At 61.2% G+C, this 17,990-nt stretch carries 21 protein-coding genes and 1 pseudogene; 7 read left to right on the forward strand and 15 right to left on the reverse strand.

The window, feature by feature from the left end:
- The first annotated feature begins 59 nt into the window (after nt 1-59).
- The 5 genes from J3B00_RS13590 (at nt 60) to J3B00_RS13610 (ending at nt 5,223) form a co-directional block, all read left to right on the forward strand.
- Complete coding sequence (locus J3B00_RS13590) at nt 60-1,082, forward strand: LacI family DNA-binding transcriptional regulator (protein WP_209867998.1); 1,023 nt, start codon at nt 60-62, stop codon at nt 1,080-1,082.
- 67 nt (nt 1,083-1,149) lie between these two features.
- Nucleotides 1,150-1,935, forward strand: coding sequence for an AP endonuclease (locus J3B00_RS13595; protein WP_209867999.1), 786 nt, complete (start codon nt 1,150-1,152; stop codon nt 1,933-1,935).
- A complete protein-coding gene (locus tag J3B00_RS13600; RefSeq protein ID WP_209868000.1) occupies nt 1,922-2,872 on the forward strand; it encodes a sugar kinase in 951 nt (316 codons plus the stop codon). Before J3B00_RS13595 ends, J3B00_RS13600 begins: the two co-directional genes overlap by 14 nt.
- A gap of 63 nt (nt 2,873-2,935) precedes the next feature.
- The gene (locus tag J3B00_RS13605) at nt 2,936-4,228 is read left to right on the forward strand and encodes an MFS transporter (RefSeq protein ID WP_209868001.1); all 1,293 of its coding nucleotides are present in this window, start codon (nt 2,936-2,938) and stop codon (nt 4,226-4,228) included.
- Between the two features lie 11 nt (nt 4,229-4,239).
- The gene (locus J3B00_RS13610) at nt 4,240-5,223 is read left to right on the forward strand and encodes a D-glycerate dehydrogenase (RefSeq protein ID WP_209868002.1); all 984 of its coding nucleotides are present in this window, start codon (nt 4,240-4,242) and stop codon (nt 5,221-5,223) included.
- A 155-nt stretch (nt 5,224-5,378) separates the two neighbouring features.
- Here the strand turns inward: J3B00_RS13610 and J3B00_RS13615 are convergent, their stop codons facing one another.
- The 5 genes and pseudogenes from J3B00_RS13615 to J3B00_RS13635 form a co-directional block, all read right to left on the reverse strand.
- Nucleotides 5,379-5,648 carry a DUF3077 domain-containing protein gene (locus tag J3B00_RS13615; RefSeq protein WP_209868003.1) on the reverse strand — a complete coding sequence of 90 codons (270 nt, stop codon included), beginning with the start codon at nt 5,646-5,648 and terminating at the stop codon, nt 5,379-5,381.
- Between the two features lie 129 nt (nt 5,649-5,777).
- Nucleotides 5,778-6,020 carry a hypothetical protein gene (locus J3B00_RS13620; protein WP_209868004.1) on the reverse strand — a complete coding sequence of 81 codons (243 nt, stop codon included), beginning with the start codon at nt 6,018-6,020 and terminating at the stop codon, nt 5,778-5,780.
- A 377-nt stretch (nt 6,021-6,397) separates the two neighbouring features.
- A complete protein-coding gene (locus J3B00_RS13625) occupies nt 6,398-6,973 on the reverse strand; it encodes a PIN domain-containing protein (RefSeq protein ID WP_209868005.1) in 576 nt (191 codons plus the stop codon).
- Nucleotides 6,973-7,437, reverse strand: coding sequence for a helix-turn-helix domain-containing protein (locus tag J3B00_RS13630; protein WP_209868006.1), 465 nt, complete (start codon nt 7,435-7,437; stop codon nt 6,973-6,975). Before J3B00_RS13630 ends, J3B00_RS13625 begins: the two co-directional genes overlap by 1 nt.
- 187 nt (nt 7,438-7,624) lie before the next feature.
- A pseudogene (locus J3B00_RS13635) lies at nt 7,625-7,909 on the reverse strand (peptidoglycan-binding protein); the annotation flags it as partial.
- Nucleotides 7,910-8,008: 99 nt separating this feature from the next.
- Here J3B00_RS13635 and J3B00_RS13640 point away from each other — a divergent pair.
- The gene (locus J3B00_RS13640) at nt 8,009-8,281 is read left to right on the forward strand and encodes a hypothetical protein (protein WP_209874849.1); all 273 of its coding nucleotides are present in this window, start codon (nt 8,009-8,011) and stop codon (nt 8,279-8,281) included.
- Nucleotides 8,274-8,660 carry an NUDIX domain-containing protein gene (locus J3B00_RS13645; protein ID WP_209868008.1) on the forward strand — a complete coding sequence of 129 codons (387 nt, stop codon included), beginning with the start codon at nt 8,274-8,276 and terminating at the stop codon, nt 8,658-8,660. The genes J3B00_RS13640 and J3B00_RS13645 overlap by 8 nt, the downstream gene beginning before the upstream one ends.
- A 100-nt stretch (nt 8,661-8,760) precedes the next feature.
- On the opposite strand, the gene J3B00_RS13650 is transcribed toward J3B00_RS13645, so the two are convergent.
- From J3B00_RS13650 to J3B00_RS13695, 10 genes are all read right to left on the reverse strand, one after another.
- Nucleotides 8,761-9,516: an SDR family NAD(P)-dependent oxidoreductase gene (locus J3B00_RS13650; protein WP_209868009.1), complete on the reverse strand. Its 756-nt coding sequence runs from the start codon at nt 9,514-9,516 to the stop codon at nt 8,761-8,763.
- A 157-nt stretch (nt 9,517-9,673) separates the two neighbouring features.
- A complete protein-coding gene (locus J3B00_RS13655) occupies nt 9,674-10,381 on the reverse strand; it encodes a GntR family transcriptional regulator (RefSeq protein ID WP_209868010.1) in 708 nt (235 codons plus the stop codon).
- 75 nt (nt 10,382-10,456) lie between these two features.
- Complete coding sequence (locus tag J3B00_RS13660; protein ID WP_209868011.1) at nt 10,457-11,482, reverse strand: proline racemase family protein; 1,026 nt, start codon at nt 11,480-11,482, stop codon at nt 10,457-10,459.
- A 9-nt stretch (nt 11,483-11,491) separates the two neighbouring features.
- The gene (locus tag J3B00_RS13665; protein WP_209868012.1) at nt 11,492-12,973 is read right to left on the reverse strand and encodes an aldehyde dehydrogenase family protein; all 1,482 of its coding nucleotides are present in this window, start codon (nt 12,971-12,973) and stop codon (nt 11,492-11,494) included.
- Nucleotides 12,970-14,250 carry an FAD-dependent oxidoreductase gene (locus J3B00_RS13670; protein WP_209868013.1) on the reverse strand — a complete coding sequence of 427 codons (1,281 nt, stop codon included), beginning with the start codon at nt 14,248-14,250 and terminating at the stop codon, nt 12,970-12,972. The genes J3B00_RS13665 and J3B00_RS13670 overlap by 4 nt, the downstream gene beginning before the upstream one ends.
- A gap of 97 nt (nt 14,251-14,347) precedes the next feature.
- Nucleotides 14,348-15,223, reverse strand: coding sequence for a dihydrodipicolinate synthase family protein (locus tag J3B00_RS13675; protein WP_209868014.1), 876 nt, complete (start codon nt 15,221-15,223; stop codon nt 14,348-14,350).
- 27 nt (nt 15,224-15,250) lie between these two features.
- Nucleotides 15,251-15,916 (reverse strand): amino acid ABC transporter permease, encoded by a 666-nt coding sequence (locus J3B00_RS13680; RefSeq protein ID WP_209868015.1) that lies wholly within the window; start codon nt 15,914-15,916, stop codon nt 15,251-15,253.
- A 10-nt stretch (nt 15,917-15,926) separates the two neighbouring features.
- Nucleotides 15,927-16,598 (reverse strand): amino acid ABC transporter permease, encoded by a 672-nt coding sequence (locus J3B00_RS13685; RefSeq protein ID WP_209868016.1) that lies wholly within the window; start codon nt 16,596-16,598, stop codon nt 15,927-15,929.
- 10 nt (nt 16,599-16,608) lie between these two features.
- On the reverse strand, nt 16,609-17,430 hold the full coding sequence (locus tag J3B00_RS13690; protein ID WP_209868017.1) for an amino acid ABC transporter ATP-binding protein: 822 nt from the start codon (nt 17,428-17,430) through the stop codon (nt 16,609-16,611).
- Nucleotides 17,431-17,483: 53 nt separating this feature from the next.
- Nucleotides 17,484-17,831: a hypothetical protein gene (locus J3B00_RS13695; RefSeq protein WP_209868018.1), complete on the reverse strand. Its 348-nt coding sequence runs from the start codon at nt 17,829-17,831 to the stop codon at nt 17,484-17,486.
- Nucleotides 17,832-17,990 lie beyond the last annotated feature (159 nt).

A 17,990-nucleotide genomic window follows, 5' to 3' on the forward strand; every position in this document is an offset into this window, starting at 1 on the left:
TTGATGTATTGAAACCGGTTTCATTCACCGTCACCGACAATAATCAGAAGAGACTGAAGATGACCGACTTGCCTGCACGTTCCCGTGAACGTGTGACCATCAGTGAAGTCGCGAGAGTGGCCGGCGTCTCCAAGGCCACCGTTTCGCGCTACATCGGTGGTGACCGTCAGTTGCTGGCCAAGGCCACCGCCGACCGCCTGCAAGAGGTGATCGAGCGCCTGGGCTATCGGCCCAATCAAATGGCACGTGGCCTCAAGCGCGGGCAGACGCGGTTGATCGGCATGTTGGTGGCAGACATTCTCAACCCCTATTCCGTTGCGGTGATGCATGCCGTGGAAACGGCCTGCCGTCAGCACGGCTACAGCCTGGTGGTGTGTAACACCAACCGCGACGACGAGCAGGAGCGCCATCACCTGGAGGCGTTACAGTCGTACAACGTTGAGGGGTTGATCGTGAACACCCTCGGCCATCATCCCGGTGAACTGCTCAATCTGCAGCGCGAACTGCCCATGGTTCTGGTCGATCGGCAACTGCCTGAACTGAACGTCGATCTGGTGGGGCTGGACAACCCCGATGCCATCGAGCAAGCCCTGGACCACCTGCAAGCGCGGGGCTATCGCGACATTCTGGCGGTTACCGAGCCGCTCGATGGCACCAGCTCTCGACAGGAGCGGGTGGATGCCTTCACCACCTCGATCAGCCGCCGCAACGGCATGCGTCAGCAACTGGTGGAAACCGACGCTGGCTTGCAGGACCGTCTCGCTAGCTTTATCGACAGCAAGGGACACGGCCCCCAGGCCATTTTCACCTTCAACGGTGTGGCCACGCTGGCGGTCACCCGTGTGCTCCACGACAGTGGTTGCAATCTGTTCCAGGACGTTGGCCTGATCGCCCTCGACGAGCTGGACTGGTACCCCCTGGTCGGTACTGGCATCACTGCCCTGGCCCAGCCGACCGAACGTATTGGCGCAGCAGCCTTTGACTGCCTGCTCGACCGCCTGCGCGGCGAGAGCGGGGCTGCACGGCGCATCAACTTCAAAGCTGACATGATCATCCGAGGTTCCACTCAACCCCGCGAATAAGCGGCACGACGCAACGTTGTCTGTTGCACTGCCAAAAAATGAAACCGGTTTCATAGGGACAATAACAATGCACTCGAACCCCGTTTCCATCAGCCTTTCCAGCTACGGCGCCAGTGTGATCCGCCGGCGTGGCCAGGAGAGCTTCCTCGAACTCCTGGCTGCGGCGGGCGTGGCCCGTGTCGAACTGCGTGAAGAGCTGTTCGACGCTGCGCCCGATGCCGCCCAGCTGTCTGCAGCGATCGCCGCATTGCAGCTGGAATGCCTGTATTCCTCACCCCTTGAACTGTGGACAGCTGACGGCCTGCCCGATCCTCGCCTGCCTGCCAAGCTGGCCTTGGCGCGTGCATTGGGCGCTGTAGCGCTGAAGGTTTCCCTGGGGTATTTCAATGCGCAGTGCGACCTGCAGGCCTTGCAGGCCATGTTGCGAGTGGGCGACCCTGTGCTGCTGGTGGAGAACGACCAGACCCTACAGGGCGGTCGAATCGAACCTCTGCTGAGCTTTTTCCAGCGGGTCGAGGATCTGGCACTGCCGCTGGGCATGACCTTCGACATCGGTAATTGGCAATGGCAGGCGCAATCCGCGGCGCAGGCTGCGCAGCAGTTGGGCCGTTGGGTGCGCTATGTGCACTGCAAGGCCGTGCAGCGCGAGGCGAGCGGTCGGCTGGTGGCGGTGCCGCCGCAGGCCGCCGATCTGATGGCATGGGAGGCCTTGCTCGGCGAGTTCATGCCGGGTGTTGTGCGTGCCGTGGAATATCCGCTGGCTGGCGACGACCTGCTGGCAGTGACCCGTGCCCAAGTGCACAACCTGGCCCGGCTGGGCCTGGGTGAGGAGGTGCGCCATGCCCACGCATGACGTGCTGTGTTTCGGCGAGACCATGACCATGTTCGTCGCCGAGCAAACCGGCGACCTGGCGACTGTCGGCCAGTTTGCCAAGCGTATCGCCGGCGCCGACAGCAACGTCGCCATCGGCCTGGCACGCTTGGGCTTCAATGTGCGCTGGTTGAGCCGGGTGGGCAACGATTCGTTGGGCCGCTTTGTGCTGGAGAGCTTGCGCCAGGAAGGGCTCGATTGCAGCGGCGTCGAAACCGATAACGAGCACCCCACAGGGTTCCAGCTCAAGGCCCGTTGCGACGATGGCAGCGATCCGGTGGTGGAGTACTTTCGCGCCAACTCTGCGGCGAGCCATATGTCGTCCGCGCTGATCAGTGCAAACCTGGTCAATGCCCGCCACCTGCACGCCACCGGTATTCCCCTGGCGCTGTCGCCTGGCTGCCGCGCGCTGTCGCATGAATTGGTCGAGCAAATGCGAGCGGCCGGTCGGAGCATTTCCTTCGACCCTAACCTGCGCCCGTCACTGTGGCCTGATCGCGCCAGCATGATCCGAGAAATCAACGCACTTGCGGTCAAGGCCCACTGGCTGCTGCCGGGCCTGGAAGAAGGCCAGGTGTTGACCGGGCTGCAGGCGCCCGAGGACATCGCGGCGTACTACCTGGACCGAGGTGTCGAGCAGGTGGCGATCAAGCTCGGCGCCGAAGGAGCGTACTACCGCAGTGCCGCTGGCGAAGGGCGCGTCGCCCCCGTACCCGTCGCCCAGGTGGTCGACACGGTTGGCGCCGGTGATGCCTTTGCGGTGGGCGTGGTCAGCGCGTTGCTCGAAGGCCTGGACCTGGCAGAAGCGGTCGCGCGCGGTAACTGGTGCGGCAGCCTCGCCGTGCAATCGCGCGGCGACATGGAAGGCTTGCCGCGGCGTCACGCACTCGAGCAGCACACCCTGCGCAGAAGCGCCTGAACCCTTTACGCCAGTGCGCTGGCACCTGTTGCGACAACAATAACAAGCTCAGGAGAAGCATTCATGCAATCGACTCGCCTCGCCCCACGTCGTTGGTGGTACATCATCCCGATTGTTTTCATCACCTACAGCCTGGCGTACCTGGACCGCGCCAACTACGGTTTCGCCGCCGCCTCAGGCATGGCCGATGACCTGAAAATCACCCCGGCGTTGTCGTCGCTGCTGGGCGCGCTGTTCTTTCTGGGTTACTTCTTCTTTCAGGTACCCGGAGCGATCTACGCAGAAAAACGCAGCGTCAAGAAACTGATCTTCGTCAGCCTGATCCTCTGGGGCGGCTTGGCGACCCTCACCGGGATGATCAGCAATGTCTACCTGTTGATCGCCATCCGCTTTCTGCTCGGCGTGGTCGAGGCAGCGGTGATGCCGGCGATGCTGGTGTACCTGTGCCACTGGTTCACCCGCGCCGAGCGCTCGCGCGCCAACACCTTCCTGATCCTCGGCAACCCGGTGACCATCCTGTGGATGTCGGTGGCTTCCGGCTACCTCATCCGCGAGTTCGACTGGCGCTGGATGTTCATCATCGAAGGCTTGCCCGCCGTGCTCTGGGCGTTTATCTGGTGGCGTCTGGTAGATGATCGGCCGGCGCAGGTGAAATGGCTCAGTGCGCAGGAAAAGTCGCAGCTCGAACAAGCGCTGGCCGCCGAGCAGCAGGGGATCAAACCGGTAAAAAACTACCGCGAAGCGTTCCGTTCGCCGCAGGTGATCGTGCTGTCGCTGCAATACTTCTGCTGGAGCATCGGCGTGTACGGCTTCGTCCTCTGGCTGCCCTCGATTCTCAAGCAGGCGGGCAACATGGATATCGTCCAGGCCGGCTGGCTGTCTTCGGTGCCCTACCTGGCGGCGGTGCTGGGCATGATCGGCGTGTCATGGGCATCCGACCGGCTGCAGAAGCGTAAACGCTTCGTCTGGCCGCCTTTGCTGATCGCGGCACTGGCCTTCTACGGCTCCTATGCGCTGGGCACCGAGCACTTCTGGCTGTCGTATGGGTTGCTGGTCATCGCCGGTGCTTGCATGTACGCACCTTATGGACCGTTCTTCGCCATCGTGCCGGAAATACTGCCCAGCAACGTTGCCGGTGGGGCAATGGCGCTGATCAACAGCATGGGCGCGTTGGGCTCGTTCGGCGGCTCCTGGCTGGTGGGCTATCTCAACGGCGCCACTGGCAGCCCCAGTGCCTCCTACCTGTTCATGAGCGGTGCGCTGCTGGTTGCGGTTGCGCTCACCGTCGCTCTCAAGCCATCGCCGACACCTGTTCGAAGCCAGGGCCCTGCGCCTTCCATGGCTGCGAGCCAATAGGAAATCTCACCATGAAAAAACGAATCGTGCTTTACAAACGCCTGCCCGCCGACCTGATGAGCCGTCTGCAAGCGCAGGTCGAGGTGACTTGGGTGGACACCGCCCAGCCCGATGGCATGGCCCGCTTGCGCAGCGCCTTGCCGGGTGCACATGGGCTGCTGGGGGCGAGCCTGCGGTTGGACAGCGGGCTGTTGGACCTTGCCCCGCAGCTGGAGGTGATCTCCAGCGTCTCGGTCGGGGTGGACAATTACGACATTGCTGAGCTCACCCGGCGCGGAGTAATGCTCACCAATACCCCGGATGTATTGACCGAGACGACTGCCGACACCGGATTCGCGCTGATTCTGGCCAGCGCTCGGCGCGTAGTCGAACTGGCAACGTGGGTGCGAGCCGGTCAGTGGCAGGCCAACCTGGGGCCGGCGCACTTTGGTAGCGATGTGCATGGCAAGACCCTGGGCATCGTTGGCATGGGGCGTATCGGCGAAGCCTTGGCCAGGCGCGGCGCAGCTGGGTTCGGCATGCGTGTGCTGTATCACAGCTCGCGGCCAAAGCCTGATGTTGAGGCGCGCTATGGTGCTCACTACCGCAGCCTTGACGATTTGCTGGCGCAGGCTGATTTCGTCTGTTTGACGGTGCCGTTGAATGCCAGCACTGAAGGTCTGATCGGCCGTCGGGAGTTGGCGTTGATGAAGCCGGAAGGGATCCTTGTGAACATCGCGCGGGGGAGGGTGGTCGATGAACTGGCGCTGATTGACGCCTTGCACGCCAAGCGTATTCGCGGGGCAGGGCTGGATGTGTTTGCTCAGGAACCGCTGGCAACTGACTCGCCCTTGTTGCAGATGGACAATGTGGTGGCCACGCCGCATATCGGCTCGGCTACCCATGAAACGCGAAACGCCATGGCGCGTTGTGCGGTGGAGAACCTGCTGAGTGCGTTGGCGGGGGAGCGTCCGGCGAATCTGGTCAACGAGGGGGTGTTGAGTAAACAGCTGTGATCGAGCTGGGTAGGCGTATCCAGTGCGATCCGGTGGGAGGTTCTGTCTTGCACTAAACCTCAAGCTGGCGCGGTCTCTGTGGGAGTGGGTTTACCCGCGAACACCGGCAAAGCCGGTGCCGTACTCACTCTCCAACCTATCGCTTGCTGCGAACCTCAGTGCAGCATACCCAGCTCGGCATCATCCAAAAGCGCCTTGGCCAGTGCGCTGAGGTAGTGCGATGCCCAGATCAGTTGCGGGTTGTCCTCCAACACACCGGTAATGGTCAGTTCGCTGACGCACCCCATCAGTTCCGAGGCCTGTTCGCGGGCATGCTGGCATGGAATGCCGGGTTCGATGCAGAACAGCGGCTGGGTCATGCCTTCACCCTGGTAGAAGCGGGTTTTGCCGACGGTGGTGTTGGGTTTGGTTTCGTCTGTGCTCATGGTGTGTCTCCCTGGAATCATCGGGGGCTGTTCGGGCCTCTTCGCGGGGCAAGCCCGCTCCTACAGGGACGGTGGAGATCCTGTAGGAGCGGGCTTGCCCCGCGAAGAGGCCGGCACTGCCGACATCAATCAGTGCAGCGTGGGCCGATCCGCCGGCATCTGCGCCTGGATCAATGCCGATTCAAGCAGCACGCGCAGCGCCTCGAGCTCATGCATCGAGGTCATCAACAGAATCGAGACGGGTGATTTGGGCTGCAGCAGAATGGCCTGATGCGCCACAGTCTGTGCGCACAGGGCGTACTCGGTGGCTTGAATGAGGGTGTCTTCCAGGGAATGGCGATTGTGGGGTGGATCAGGGACGATTTTTAGCATGCTCGTAGTATCCATTTTTCGGGCCGCTACTGACCTGCTGTCAAACAGATAGGTGGCAGCTGTGCATAGGTTGACAGACCGGCGGATACAAGAACCGGCGCACGCAAGCGTGCCCCATGCACAGCCACCATAGATGGCATAGCAATCCAATGTATCGCGTCGCGGCCTGTCAAAGCCGATCGCTGAGATTCAGCGACACAGCGAGACTAGAGCGGTACCAAAATGACCGCAACGGAAAAAAGGCGGTAGAAGTATGTTTGGGAAATGGACTACAAGAAAGGGGTTAAATCTGATTATTCAGCTGCGTTACGTGCCTATCCGAATCGCGAGCGTTGTCGAGTGAAGAGCTTTTCACTGACTCAAGGGTGTTCGATGTACTAGATAAAAAGCTCAAACCCCGAAAGGTGTTTCACTGTTTCTGGCAGCTTCTGCTGTAGAAGCGTGTCAAGCAGCTGACGGGGGGAGTAGGCGGGATTCCTCAGCAGGGCCCGCTGTTTCTGCACGGCCTCAAGCACAGCGGCTTGGTCCAGGTCCCAGATGTCGGAAAGGAATACATCAGGATGCAGCGCCTCGACCTCGAAGCGGGACAGAATGTGCTTGGGAAAGTCTTTCAAGTTATACGTCACAATTACTGATGCGCTGCATTTAATCGCCGCAGCCAGCACGTGCCTATCATCAATGTCTGGCAGATCCAGCCCGCCAATCAGAGGCTCATAGTCTGTCACCAAGCAGTCCGGTATCGCGTCATTCATGGACCGGACTGTGTGCGCCAGCTGTTCAGACGTTAAATCGGGGCGGTTAAGTAGCACGTTGCGCGTCCACTCGTCATGGATTTGATCGGACCAGCGCGCGCGATATGCGCCAGTCAGCGCGAGGTGCATGAGTAGATCCCGCAGTGGGGCAGGGTAGAGAACGCAAGCGTCGTAAATGACAGTGAAAGACGAATGCCGCATCAGTACCCCATATTGAGTTCTTGTGCCTGAGCAGCCAGATCTTCCATTGCCGCAAGACTTTCACGGTCCCGCTGAGTCTTGTAAGCCATCAGGTCAGTGAACTTGATGCGCCGATGGCTGCCGGTCTTAGTGTGGGGAATACGTCCTTCCTCTAGCAGCTTGACCAGATGGGGGCGGGAGACATTAAGCATATCTGCGCCTTCCTGAGTGGTCAGTTCTGCATGTATAGGGACGACTTTTACAGTATTGCCAATGGCAAGCTCGCTCAGAATGTCACCCAACAGACGCAGCGCGAATGTAGGCAGCTCAACGACCTGGCGCTGTTCGGCAGCATCAACCAGCTCAATACGCTGAATCACCTGTTTCGTCGAAACGAAAGCGGCTATCTGCCGGCTTGACTCGATAGCCGCAGCGATCGCCCTCTCATCTGGAAGGAACGTACGAGCGAGATCGGCGGTAGTCATAGGTGTCTCCAAAAAATTTGACCGACCAGGGATCGAAAGGCCGTTTGGTGGCCCTCAGCATTATTAACCGAAATAAACGAAAATCGCAATAATCGAAACGATCTCGTGTAGCCTTCCGGCCGGCCACGCTCAGACGGACTCCAAAAAGCACGATTGAGGTGCACGTCCACATAGCGGCGCAGTCAAATCAAGGAATTCGAATCCCCAGCGCGTTCAATGTTGCCGTATCCATCCGACCATTCACCGTCAGCGCGCTGTCCATTTGAAACGCCATCAGCCCCCCACGGGTGGCTTTACCCATCAGCCCGTCAATGGCGCCTTGGTAATATTTGCGCACTGTCAATGCGGTCTGCACACGTACGACAAGGTTGCTTTTTTGCTCATTGCTGGGGCGGGGGCGTGAGGTACCGGCTGTCCCGGTTGCTGGGCCCGGTGACTGGTACAAGGAATTGCCGCTCGATGAGCTGGGTGCCATGTTTTACACCGCAGGCCGGGTCTCTACCCGGCAGGTTGAACCTCTGCCATGCCCATCGACTCCACAGTTGACCAATCGTTGGGGCAGGTCAGTCAAATGAAGGTCTTCTCTGCTTCACTTACACATCATGACGAGTCCCGGCTCAACGCGCTCGCCCGTTGGTCTCAACTGCTTGATAACCGCCAGTTGCGCATGGACTGCCCAAACGAATACCACGATCAACTGCTCAGGCTGGCCGACGAAATGGATCGGGTGGGGATAGTGAGCTGGCAAGAGTGGCGTGACCTGCGCATCGAAGCAGACCAACGTTACCTGAGCGCCATTGCCGGGGCGGATTATGCTGGAATCAAAGGAGGTGCAGATGGCTGATCAGGGCATGCTCAGATCAAGGGCGACAGTCCTTTGTTTTCGCAACGGCAAGCTGCTGTTGGTGCGTAGAAAGTCTCAAAAGTGGAACTTCCCCGGTGGCGGCGTCAAACCCGATGAATTGCCTATCCACGCGGCTACCCGAGAACTTGAAGAAGAAACGGGCATCTGTCGTGAGCGCCTGCTGCCTCTCTGTACGCTCTACGTGGAAGGCATCCTTCATCACATTTTTACCCTGCAAATAGATGATCACGACCGGCCTGTTCCGCAAAACGAGATCGTTGCGTGCAAATGGATCATGCGCGGGAAACTGGCTCATTCCGACTTGAAACCAGCGGCGGCAGCCCTGCTGGCGCGCGAACTTCCAGCGTTGTGCGCTTGAGCGCGAGGAGGATGCCGGCCAGTCGAGCGATCACGACTGGCCGGGTCTCCTAAAAAACCTTCAGGCGCGGCTCAGTTGGACAGCGCCCGATGCTCGGTCGTCAAGCGACGGCCTGCGCCCCGGTGATTTCCACCAGCGACCCGCACATGAAGGCCGCCTCATCAGATGCCAGGAACGCCACCAGTGCGGCGACTTCCTCCGGCTTGCCAATACGCCCCAGCGGCACCTTGCGGTCGAGATCGGCAATGGTTCGGCCTGAGCGCAGTACACCGGCTTCAAGCATGGGCGTATGGATCTCGCCTGGGCAAACGGCGTTCACCCGAATATTCTGCGGTGCATAGTCCCGGGCCAGGTTCTGTGTGAACGAGGCCACCGCTGCCTTGGTCACGTTGTAGGCGATATGCCCTGGCGCCGGGTACAGGCCCCACTGCGAGGCAGTGTTGACGATTGCTCCGGCACCAGTCTCGATCATGATCGGCAGAACCGCACGGCAGAGGTAATACATCGAGTCAAGATTGACCGCAAAACTGCTGTGCCAATCGTCCTCGCTCAGGTCCAACAGCGCGCCACGCCGGTTGATCCCGGCGTTATTGACCAGGATGTCGATGCGGCCGAGTTGGTTCACAACGGTCTGCACCAGACCTCTGCAGTCATCGCCAGAGGCAATGTCGGCAGCCACGGCCAGGCCTTTATCGCCGTTGGCGCAGATGCTTGCGGCCACGGCTTGTGCGGCCTCTTGATTGACGTCGCTGACCACCACGGTTGCCCCTTCGCTTGCGAGCCGGGCGGCGACAGCAGAACCAATCCCACCCGCTGCACCTGTTACGATCGCTACCTTGTTTTCAAACCTGTTCATCGTCGACTCCTGGTTCCAGTGAATGCCGCACGTTGTTTAGTTGCGTGTAAAAGTTGCTGCATGGATCAAATGACACGCACAGCCAAACGCTCTGGGGTGAGCCAGACAGCGAATGGGCAGGATGGGTAAGGGCAGGGCGCGTTAGGCCAAAGCCCAACTAGTTAATGGACATGCGCGCCGTGAGATTCTGTTGCATGTAATCGAGAAAACGCCGCTGGAACAGCATGGTATGTTCATGTGCAGCCGCTTCGGCCGCATCCGCATCGCGCGCGGCGATGGCATTGATGATCTCATCGTGGTCGCGGCCCAGGCGTTGGCTACTGGCCGAGCTGAGAATATGGTCGAAGTGCAGGTGCAATAAACGCTGCCCTTCGCCGAGCAAGCGCTCGTAATAGTTGATGAAATAGGGGTTTCGCCCTGCGTGGGCGATAGCCATGTGGAAGGCCTTGTTCAACTCGGACATGGCCTGGAAATCACCTTGGGTGACAGCCTGTAGATAAGCAGCGTCAGCCTGGCGAATGGCGTTGAGGTCTTCTTCGCGGTGTTGCGTCGCCGCCAGACGGGTCACGGCGCGTTGCATCAGGTCGAGGGCGGAGACGTAGTTGGGGAACTCTTCAATCTCGAACGGCGTTACCAACGTAGTGCGGTTAGGCAGAATAACCACCAGGCCTTCGGTAATCAGCCGCGCCAATGCATCGCGAACGGGCGAGCGTGACAAGCCGAATTGGGCGGCGAGCGACACTTCATCCAGTTGAACACCCGGTTTCAACTTGAGTGTCAGAATCTGCTTGCGCAGCTCTTCATAAATATAACGACCGCTGTGACGACGTGGGCCGCCCTCGGTTTCCTTGTCTTTTGCCATCATCAGGTCTCGGTTGGTCAGGCCCTTACTATACAGGCCAGCCTTTGTTATATCAGTCGCTGCCAGCAAGGACAGCTCTCACGCCTGGCCTGAACCCCAGGTATCGCTGAGCATGAAACCCGCTGCCAGCGGATCGTCCGGGTCGACGCCCAGCTGCTGCAGGCCATAGAGCCAGGCCCGCCCGGTTACCCTTGGCAGCACCGCCGAGCGACCGGCAACCTCGGTGTGGCCCAGCAGGGTCACCTGAAACTGCCCGCCAATGGTCGAGCGCGACACCAGTTGATCGCCGGCCTGGACCAAACCGCGTGCCGCCAGGGTGGCCAGGTTGGCAGAGCTGCCGGTACCGCACGGCGAACGATCGACACGGCCGGGGGGCAACGTGGTGCACGTCTGGTAGGTGCGATCGTCGAGGCGATTGCGGAACATCACATACGCCACCTCGTTGACCGTGGGCAACAGCGGGTGCTGAATACTCAGCTGACGATTGATCACCTCCTTCAAGGCAACACCGGCATCGGCCAGCGCACGGGCATGCTCCGGCGCAATCGACAAACCGGTCTGCTCGACATCGATCAGTGCGTAGTACACACCGCCAAACGCTACGTCGATCTTGAGCGTACCGAACGCTTCGGTCTCAACGAGCAGATCCAGGTGCTCGACGAAAGACGGCACCATGTCCAGCGAGACGCTCAGGCAACGCCCGTCAGCGCACTGGGCGCGGGCGGTAACCAGGCCCGCCGGTGTGTCGAGCACCACCGTGGTCTGCGGTTCCTGCATCGGTACCATGCCCAGCTCCAGTAGTGCCGTGACTACGCAGATGCAGTTGCTGCCCGACATCGGGTGGGCCTTGTCGGCCTGCAGCACGATGAAGCCCGCGTGTGCCTCAGGGCGGGTCGGCGGCAGCAGCAGGTTGACCGACATCTGCAGGCAGCCACGCGGCTCCAGCGTCACCAGGCGACGCAGGCTATCGTCGACCTCGTTGATGTAGTTCATCTTGTCGAGCATGGTCGCGCCGGGTATGCCCAGTACGCCGCCGGTGATGACCTTGCCGATTTCGCCTTCGCAGTGCACTTCAGCGAGCTGAAGGGTCTGTTTCCAACGCATGGTGTGACCTCACTTGATGTACCAGCCCCAAGGCTGTTGGCTGTCGTAGCGGGTGATCTGCTTGGTCTCGAGGTAGTTGTTCAGGCCCCATTCACCCAGCTCGCGGCCAATTCCGCTCTGCTTGTAACCGCCCCACGGGGCTTCAGTGAAGGTCGGCTGGGAGCAGTTGATCCAGACGATACCGGCGCGGAACTGACGCGCCACGCGCTCGCAGCGCGCGAGGTCCTGCGACATGACTGCTGCACCCAGGCCGAAGCGTGAATTGTTGGCAGATCTTACCGCTTCTTCTTCGCTGTCAAACGGGCGGATGCACACCACCGGGCCGAAAATCTCTTCGTTCCAGATCCAGCTGTCTTCCGGAACGTCGGCGAACACCGTCGGTTGCAGGTAGAAGCCTTTGTCCAGATGCGCCGGCCGCTCGCCACCTGTGACCAGCCGGGCGCCTTCCTCCAGGCCTCGAGAGATCGCCCGCAGGGTGCCGTCGTACTGACTGCGGTTGACCAGGGGGCCGAGCAGCACGCCGTCTTCCATGCCGTTGCCGATCTTGATCTTGCGCGCTTCCTCGGCGAGGCGCGCCAGCAGCGGCTCGTACGCTGAACGCTCGACCAGAACCCGCGAGGTGGCGGAGCAGACTTCGCCCTTGTTCCAGAAGATACCAAACATGATCCACTCGACAGCCTGGTCGATATCGCTGTCGGCGAAAATCACGAACGGCGACTTGCCGCCCAGCTCGAGGGTGACGTTCTTGATGTCCTGGGCGGCCGCTTGCATGATGCGGCTGCCGACCGGGACGCTGCCGGTGAAAGCCAGTTTGTCCACGCCCGGGTGCGCGGTAAGCGCGGCGCCGACGGTGGTTCCAGGCCCAGTGACAATGTTCAGGACCCCGGCTGGCACGCCAGCCTCGTCGGCGATGCTCGCCAGTTCGAGTGCGGTCAGCGAGGTTTGCTCGGCAGGCTTGAGGATGATGCAGCAGCCGGCCGCCAGGGCGGGGGCGATCTTCCACGAAGCCATCAGCATCGGGAAGTTCCACGGCACGATGGCACCGGCTACGCCAATCGGCTCCTTGCGCGCCACAGAGCTGAAGCGTTCGTCGGACAGCGTGACGGATTGTTCGCGCTTGGCATCCAGCTCTTCGGCCAGGGTGGCGTAGAAGTCGAAGCAGCCGGCGGTGTCGCCGATGTCCCACATGGCTTCCGGGAACGGCTTGCCGTTGTCGCGGACTTCGATCGTGGCCAGTTGTTCTTGGCGAGCACGGATGCCCTCGGCGATCTTGCGCAGGTAAGCGCCACGCTCGGCACCACTAAGGCGCGGCCATGGGCCTTGGTCGAAGGCGGCGCGGGCGGCCTTGACGGCGATGTCGACGTCTTCGGCGGTACCCGATGCCACGCGGGCGATCAGGCTCTCGTCACTTGGGTCGAAGGACTCGAAACTACCACCTTTGACAGGGCTGACCCATTGGCCATTGATGTAGAACTGGTCGTAGCGGTTCATGCGTTTCCTCCGAGGACGGCAAAGCGCCGGGCGCTGAAAGCAGAGAGATTCTGGGCAGGTGTGCGCTGTGCTGCGAGGTCACTCACCAGACGGCCGGTGGTGGCGCCAAGAGTGAGCCCGAGTTGGCCGTGGCCGAACGCCAGAATGGCGTTTTTCAGCCGTGGCGAGCGGTCGATGACCGGTTTGGTATCTGGCAGGAATGGGCGATAGCCGACACCGAACTCCATGCCTTGAGTGTTCAGTTGCGGGAGTACGCGGCGGGCCTTTTCCATGATGATTTCGGCACGTTTGAAGTTGGGCTGGGCATTGGGCGCAGCGAATTCGATGGTGCCTCCGATCTGCAGGCCGCGGGTCATCGGCGCGAAACAGAAACCGCCGTCGGCATAGATCACCGAGTGGCGGATCTCTACGCCCGGATGTGGCAGGACTGCCTGGTAGCCGGCAATGCCGGCGAGCGGGATGTGCACCCCGAGCGTGTCGAAAAACGCCCGCGCGCCGGTGCCGGCGGCAACCACCAGCAGGCTGGCAGGAACCTGGCTGCCGTCTTCCAGAGTCACGCCGGTGGCCAGGTCTTGATTATCGTCGATCTTCACCACGCGCTGACGTACACGGGTGCCGCCCTGGGCAATGAAACTTTCGGTCAAGGCCGCGATAAAGCCTTCGGTGTCGTTTACTGCGCGCCAGTCCGGAAACAGCAAACCGTGCTGGAACTTGCCGGCCAGAGCCGGCTCCAGATCACCTATTTCGCTGCCATCCAACTCCTCTGAGCGGAACCCCAGTTGCTTGCGTAGTGCCAGGTGGGGCCGCTCGTGGGCCAGGCCGGCCGGGGAGTCGAATACCTCGAGGATCGGCCTGTCGCCGAGCAGGGTCTTGTCCGGGCAGGCGTCAAGCAGGGGTGCATAGTCTTCATAGACATGCTGGGTCAGGCGCGCCATATCCTGGGCAATCTCGTTGATTTTGGCGGGCCGCGCACAGGCCAGAAAACGCATGAACCAAGGCAGAATGCCCGGCAGCGCACTGGGGCGCAGGGCAAGAGGGCCTTTCTGATCCAGTAGCCAGCCGGGGATCTTCATCAGGATGCCGGGCTTGGACAGTGGGATCACTTCGCTGACCGCCATCTGCCCGCAACTCCATTTGGCGGTACTGTCGCCGGGCGCGGCAGGGTCGATGAGGGTTACCCGATGGCCGTCGCGTTGCAGGTACAGCGCGCAGCAGACGCCGACGATGCCGCCGCCGATGACCACGGCCTGTTGCGATGAGGGGTGCGGGTTGTTCATGAGTGTGGCTCTTATCATCGGACCGGAGGACCTTGTGGGTGCGGTAAACCCGCTCCCACAAGGCATGCGTCGCCTGTTCGGGCTTTGCTCGCTGCAATTACCGCTGCGAAGCGTCGTAGACCTTGCGGAACTCGGCCTTTTCGTCATCGGTCAGCGGCAGCAGCGGGGCCCGTGCATTGCCGACCTTGAAACCGGCCAACTCGGCGCCGTACTTGACCTTCTGCACGAACTTGCCGCTTTCCAGGTTCGCCATGGCCGGGAACAGGCTGCGCATGATGGCCTGCGCGCCGCGGATATCGCCAGCGGTAAAGGCGTTGTGGAAGGCCACGACCTTCTCTGGGAAGATGTTCGCGGGGCCGCAGATCCAGCTGTCGGCGCCCCACAGGTAAAAGTCCAGGGCCTGGTCGTCGGAGCCGCACGATAGCTGGATGCCTTTGTGCTGTTCACCGATCTCGATGGCACGCAGCAGGTTGCCGCTGCTTTCCTTGATGCCAATGACACGCGGGTGGTCGTTGAGCGCCGCGACGACGCCCATGCCGACTTCGACGTTGGTACGCACCGGGTAGTTGTACAGCACCACGTTGATCTCCGGGAAGGTCTCGAGAATGGTGGTGTAGTGAGCCAGCAGTTCCTCTTGCGAGGGCAGCGCGTAGTAAGGCGGGGCGATCAGCAGGTTGCCGTAACCGGCGTCTACGGTCTGCTTGATCTGCTCCAGCACTTCACGGGTGCACGAGCCGTTGGCACCGGCGATCAGGGTGCCACGGTCGCCGACCACTTCCTTGACGGTTGCCAGGATCTGCCTGCGCTCACCGTTGGCCAGGGCGTAGTACTCACCGGTCGAACCCAACGGCACGAAGCCGCTGACGCCCGCTTTTAGCTGATGCTCGAGGATCGAGGCCAGGGTGTCATGATCGACGTTGCCGGCGGCGTTGAACGGTGTAACCAGGGCGGGCAGGATGCCATTCAGTTTCATGTTGTTCTCTCCTAGGGTAGGTGACATTCAGTAGGCATAGCGGCGCAGCAAGCGGCCTTCGACCACGCCGACCAGGCGGGTCAGCGGGAAGGCCACGAGGAAATAGATGACCGCCACCGCCGAGAGGAACTCGACCGGCCGAGCGGTGCTGTTGGAGATGTTCTGGCCGACGAACATCAGGTCGGCGACCCCCACCGAGGAGATCAGCGCGCTCTCCTTGAACAGGCTGACCACGTTCGACAGCAACGGTGGTACAGCGCGCAGCAGGGCCTGGGGGAACACTACGTACAGCACTTTGATCCGCGAGGTCAGGCCCAGCGCGGTGCAGGCGTCGTGCTGCTCGCTGGCGATCGACTTCAGCGCGCCGCGGAAGGTCTCGCTGGTGATCGCGCCCATGTACAAGGTCAGTGCGATCAGCACCGAGAGGTACGGCGGGATGTCCAGGCCGAACACCACCGGGAAGCAGAAGAATACCCAGAACAGCTGGATCAGCAGCGGCGTGCCGCGGAAAAACTCCACGTAGAGCATCAGCGGCAGGCGCACCAGCCTGAGCTTGACCTGGCGCAGCAGGCTGACCACAAAGCCGAGCAGGCTACCCAGCAAAGCGCACGCGGCGGTGAAGGCCAGCGTCAGGGCCAAGCCCTTGAGCAGCACCGGCCAATAGGCGAGGACTACGGAAAAGTCGAGTGGCATGTTGTTGTCCTCAGCGCTGCGCGGCCAGTTCCTGGCGCCGTTCAAACCACTGCACCAACTGCCCTACAGGCAGCGACATGGCGAAGTAGATGAGGGCGATCAGGGTGTAGGTTTCCAACGGGCGGTACGTCTCGGTGGCCAGGCTCTTGCCCACGTACATCAGGTCAGCGACGGCAACGATTGCCACCAGGGCGCTCTGCTGCAGCGTGCCGATGCCGTTGGTGATCAGCACCGGCAGGGCGCTGCGCAGCGACTGCGGCAAGATCACATAGACGGTGCGCTGCCATGCGCGCAGGCCCAGCGCGACGCAGGCATCGAGGTGCTCGCGCGGGACGGCCTGGACCCCGGCCCGGTAGGCCTCGGCGTTGAACGCCGTGAGGTTCAGGCCCAGGGCCAGGAAGCCCATGGTGATCGGGTCGACGAATACGTCGAACAGCATCGGCACGCAATAGAAGAACCAGACGATCTGCAGCAGTGCCGGGGTGCAGCGGAAAAACTCGATGAACAACTGCGCCGGCCAGCGGATGAAGAACCAGCGGCTCAGGGTCATCAGGCACAGCAGGAAACCACAAGTCAGGCCGATCAGGTTGGCCACCAGCGCAAGCTCGAGGGTCACTTTCAAGCCATCGAGCAGTGCCGGCAGGCTGCCGCTGAGAAAATGGAAATCGAATTGGTAGTTCATGCTGCTGCCCTCAATCGAAGTGCACGACCTTTTCCAGGAACTCGCGGGTGCGAGTTTCTCGCGGCTGGGTGAAGATCTGATCGGGGTGGCCTTGCTCGACGACCTTGCCTTCAGCGCAGAACACCACGCGAGTGGCGATGTGGCAGGCGAAATGCATGTCGTGGGTGACGATGATCATCGCCATCTTCTGCTCGGCCAACTGCATCATTACGTTCTGCACCTCGATGACCATTTCAGGGTCGAGTGCCGAGGTGACCTCATCGAACAGCATCAGGCGCGGCTCGAGCATCAGAGCGCGAGCGATCGCCACGCGTTGCTTCTGGCCGCCGGACAGCTGGCTTGGGTAAGCGTGCAGCTTGCTCTCCAGGCCCAGGCGAGCGAGATAGGCGCGGGCTTTTTCGGTGGCCTCGGCCTTGCTCAGGCCGTGCACCTTGACCGGCGCCAGGATCAGGTTGCCGAGCACCGACAAGTGCGGGAACAGCGTGTAGTGCTGGAAGACCATGCCAATCTGTTTGTGCAGCGTTTCATCGAGTGGCTTGCCCTGTTTACGCGCGCCGTCAATGTACGGCTTGCCCTGAAACTGGATGCTACCGCCCTGGATAGCCTCCAGGCCCATCAGCACCCTTAGCAGCGAACTCTTGCCGCTGCCGGATGGGCCAATGATGACCAGGCGATCATCGGCACGCATCGACAGGTTCATCCCGTCCATTACCACCAGCGCTTCGGAATAGGCTTTGCGCACGCCGCGCAGCTGGATGAAGGTGCCGCCTTGGCCTGAATCTGGGATGAGCGAATCCTGTGGCTGGGCAGCCACCAAACGAGGAGTGTTCATGACGGTCGTCTCCGTGAGCGGCCCTGGCCGGGCCCTCGGCAAGTCAGCAGGAGTTACTGGGCGTTGGCGTCAGCGAGCGCGTCGGCGCGCCGAGACATCAAGGCCATGCGGCTTTCGTCCGAGCCGGGCAAGTGGATCAAAGAGGGGGCCGCGACGGCCTGACCGCAACGTAGTACGCCAGCCTGTTGCACGCTTTGCCAGGTTTGCGTTTCGGCATGAGCCGTGGGGTGCAGCAGAAGCGCTAATGCGTTGGTGAGACAAGCTACGCCGCCAGTGATGGTGCGGGACAGGAACCGTGCCATTTTGAATCTCTCCGGTGATTGTTCTTGTAGGCAGAAGAGGTCGCAAAAAAGATCTAGGTATTTTTGTGCATGCTGAGATGTATGCAGCAATGCATTCAAGTTATTGCTAATTTGTGGAGAGTGTCAACACGCTCAGCGGATTTTTTTAAACGGGCATGGAATGGGCAGAGTTGCTGTGGTGGGGTTGCCGGGCTCTTCGCGGGGCACGCACGCCCCTGCAGGAATACCTGAAGCCTTAACCGATCGTGTAGGAGCGGG

Origin of the sequence: Pseudomonas sp. BP8 (assembly GCF_017875955.1) — a bacterium.
Classification (GTDB): Bacteria; Pseudomonadota; Gammaproteobacteria; order Pseudomonadales; family Pseudomonadaceae; genus Aquipseudomonas.

Coding starts and splice junctions, on each gene's coding strand:
- J3B00_RS13680 (WP_209868015.1), bottom strand. CDS start 15,916: ATGCCACTCGACTTTTCCGTAGTCCTCGCCTATTGGCCGGTGCTGCTC.
- J3B00_RS13665 (WP_209868012.1), bottom strand. CDS start 12,973: ATGAACCGCTACGACCAGTTCTACATCAATGGCCAATGGGTCAGCCCT.
- J3B00_RS13590 (WP_209867998.1), top strand. CDS start 60: ATGACCGACTTGCCTGCACGTTCCCGTGAACGTGTGACCATCAGTGAA.
- J3B00_RS13600 (WP_209868000.1), top strand. CDS start 1,922: ATGCCCACGCATGACGTGCTGTGTTTCGGCGAGACCATGACCATGTTC.
- J3B00_RS13685 (WP_209868016.1), bottom strand. CDS start 16,598: ATGAACTACCAATTCGATTTCCATTTTCTCAGCGGCAGCCTGCCGGCA.
- J3B00_RS13610 (WP_209868002.1), top strand. CDS start 4,240: ATGAAAAAACGAATCGTGCTTTACAAACGCCTGCCCGCCGACCTGATG.
- J3B00_RS13615 (WP_209868003.1), bottom strand. CDS start 5,648: ATGAGCACAGACGAAACCAAACCCAACACCACCGTCGGCAAAACCCGC.
- J3B00_RS13670 (WP_209868013.1), bottom strand. CDS start 14,250: ATGAACAACCCGCACCCCTCATCGCAACAGGCCGTGGTCATCGGCGGC.
- J3B00_RS13595 (WP_209867999.1), top strand. CDS start 1,150: ATGCACTCGAACCCCGTTTCCATCAGCCTTTCCAGCTACGGCGCCAGT.
- J3B00_RS13675 (WP_209868014.1), bottom strand. CDS start 15,223: ATGAAACTGAATGGCATCCTGCCCGCCCTGGTTACACCGTTCAACGCC.
- J3B00_RS13605 (WP_209868001.1), top strand. CDS start 2,936: ATGCAATCGACTCGCCTCGCCCCACGTCGTTGGTGGTACATCATCCCG.
- J3B00_RS13690 (WP_209868017.1), bottom strand. CDS start 17,430: ATGAACACTCCTCGTTTGGTGGCTGCCCAGCCACAGGATTCGCTCATC.
- J3B00_RS13660 (WP_209868011.1), bottom strand. CDS start 11,482: ATGCGTTGGAAACAGACCCTTCAGCTCGCTGAAGTGCACTGCGAAGGC.
- J3B00_RS13655 (WP_209868010.1), bottom strand. CDS start 10,381: ATGATGGCAAAAGACAAGGAAACCGAGGGCGGCCCACGTCGTCACAGC.
- J3B00_RS13620 (WP_209868004.1), bottom strand. CDS start 6,020: ATGCTAAAAATCGTCCCTGATCCACCCCACAATCGCCATTCCCTGGAA.
- J3B00_RS13640 (WP_209874849.1), top strand. CDS start 8,009: ATGAAGGTCTTCTCTGCTTCACTTACACATCATGACGAGTCCCGGCTC.
- J3B00_RS13630 (WP_209868006.1), bottom strand. CDS start 7,437: ATGACTACCGCCGATCTCGCTCGTACGTTCCTTCCAGATGAGAGGGCG.
- J3B00_RS13650 (WP_209868009.1), bottom strand. CDS start 9,516: ATGAACAGGTTTGAAAACAAGGTAGCGATCGTAACAGGTGCAGCGGGT.
- J3B00_RS13645 (WP_209868008.1), top strand. CDS start 8,274: ATGGCTGATCAGGGCATGCTCAGATCAAGGGCGACAGTCCTTTGTTTT.
- J3B00_RS13625 (WP_209868005.1), bottom strand. CDS start 6,973: ATGCGGCATTCGTCTTTCACTGTCATTTACGACGCTTGCGTTCTCTAC.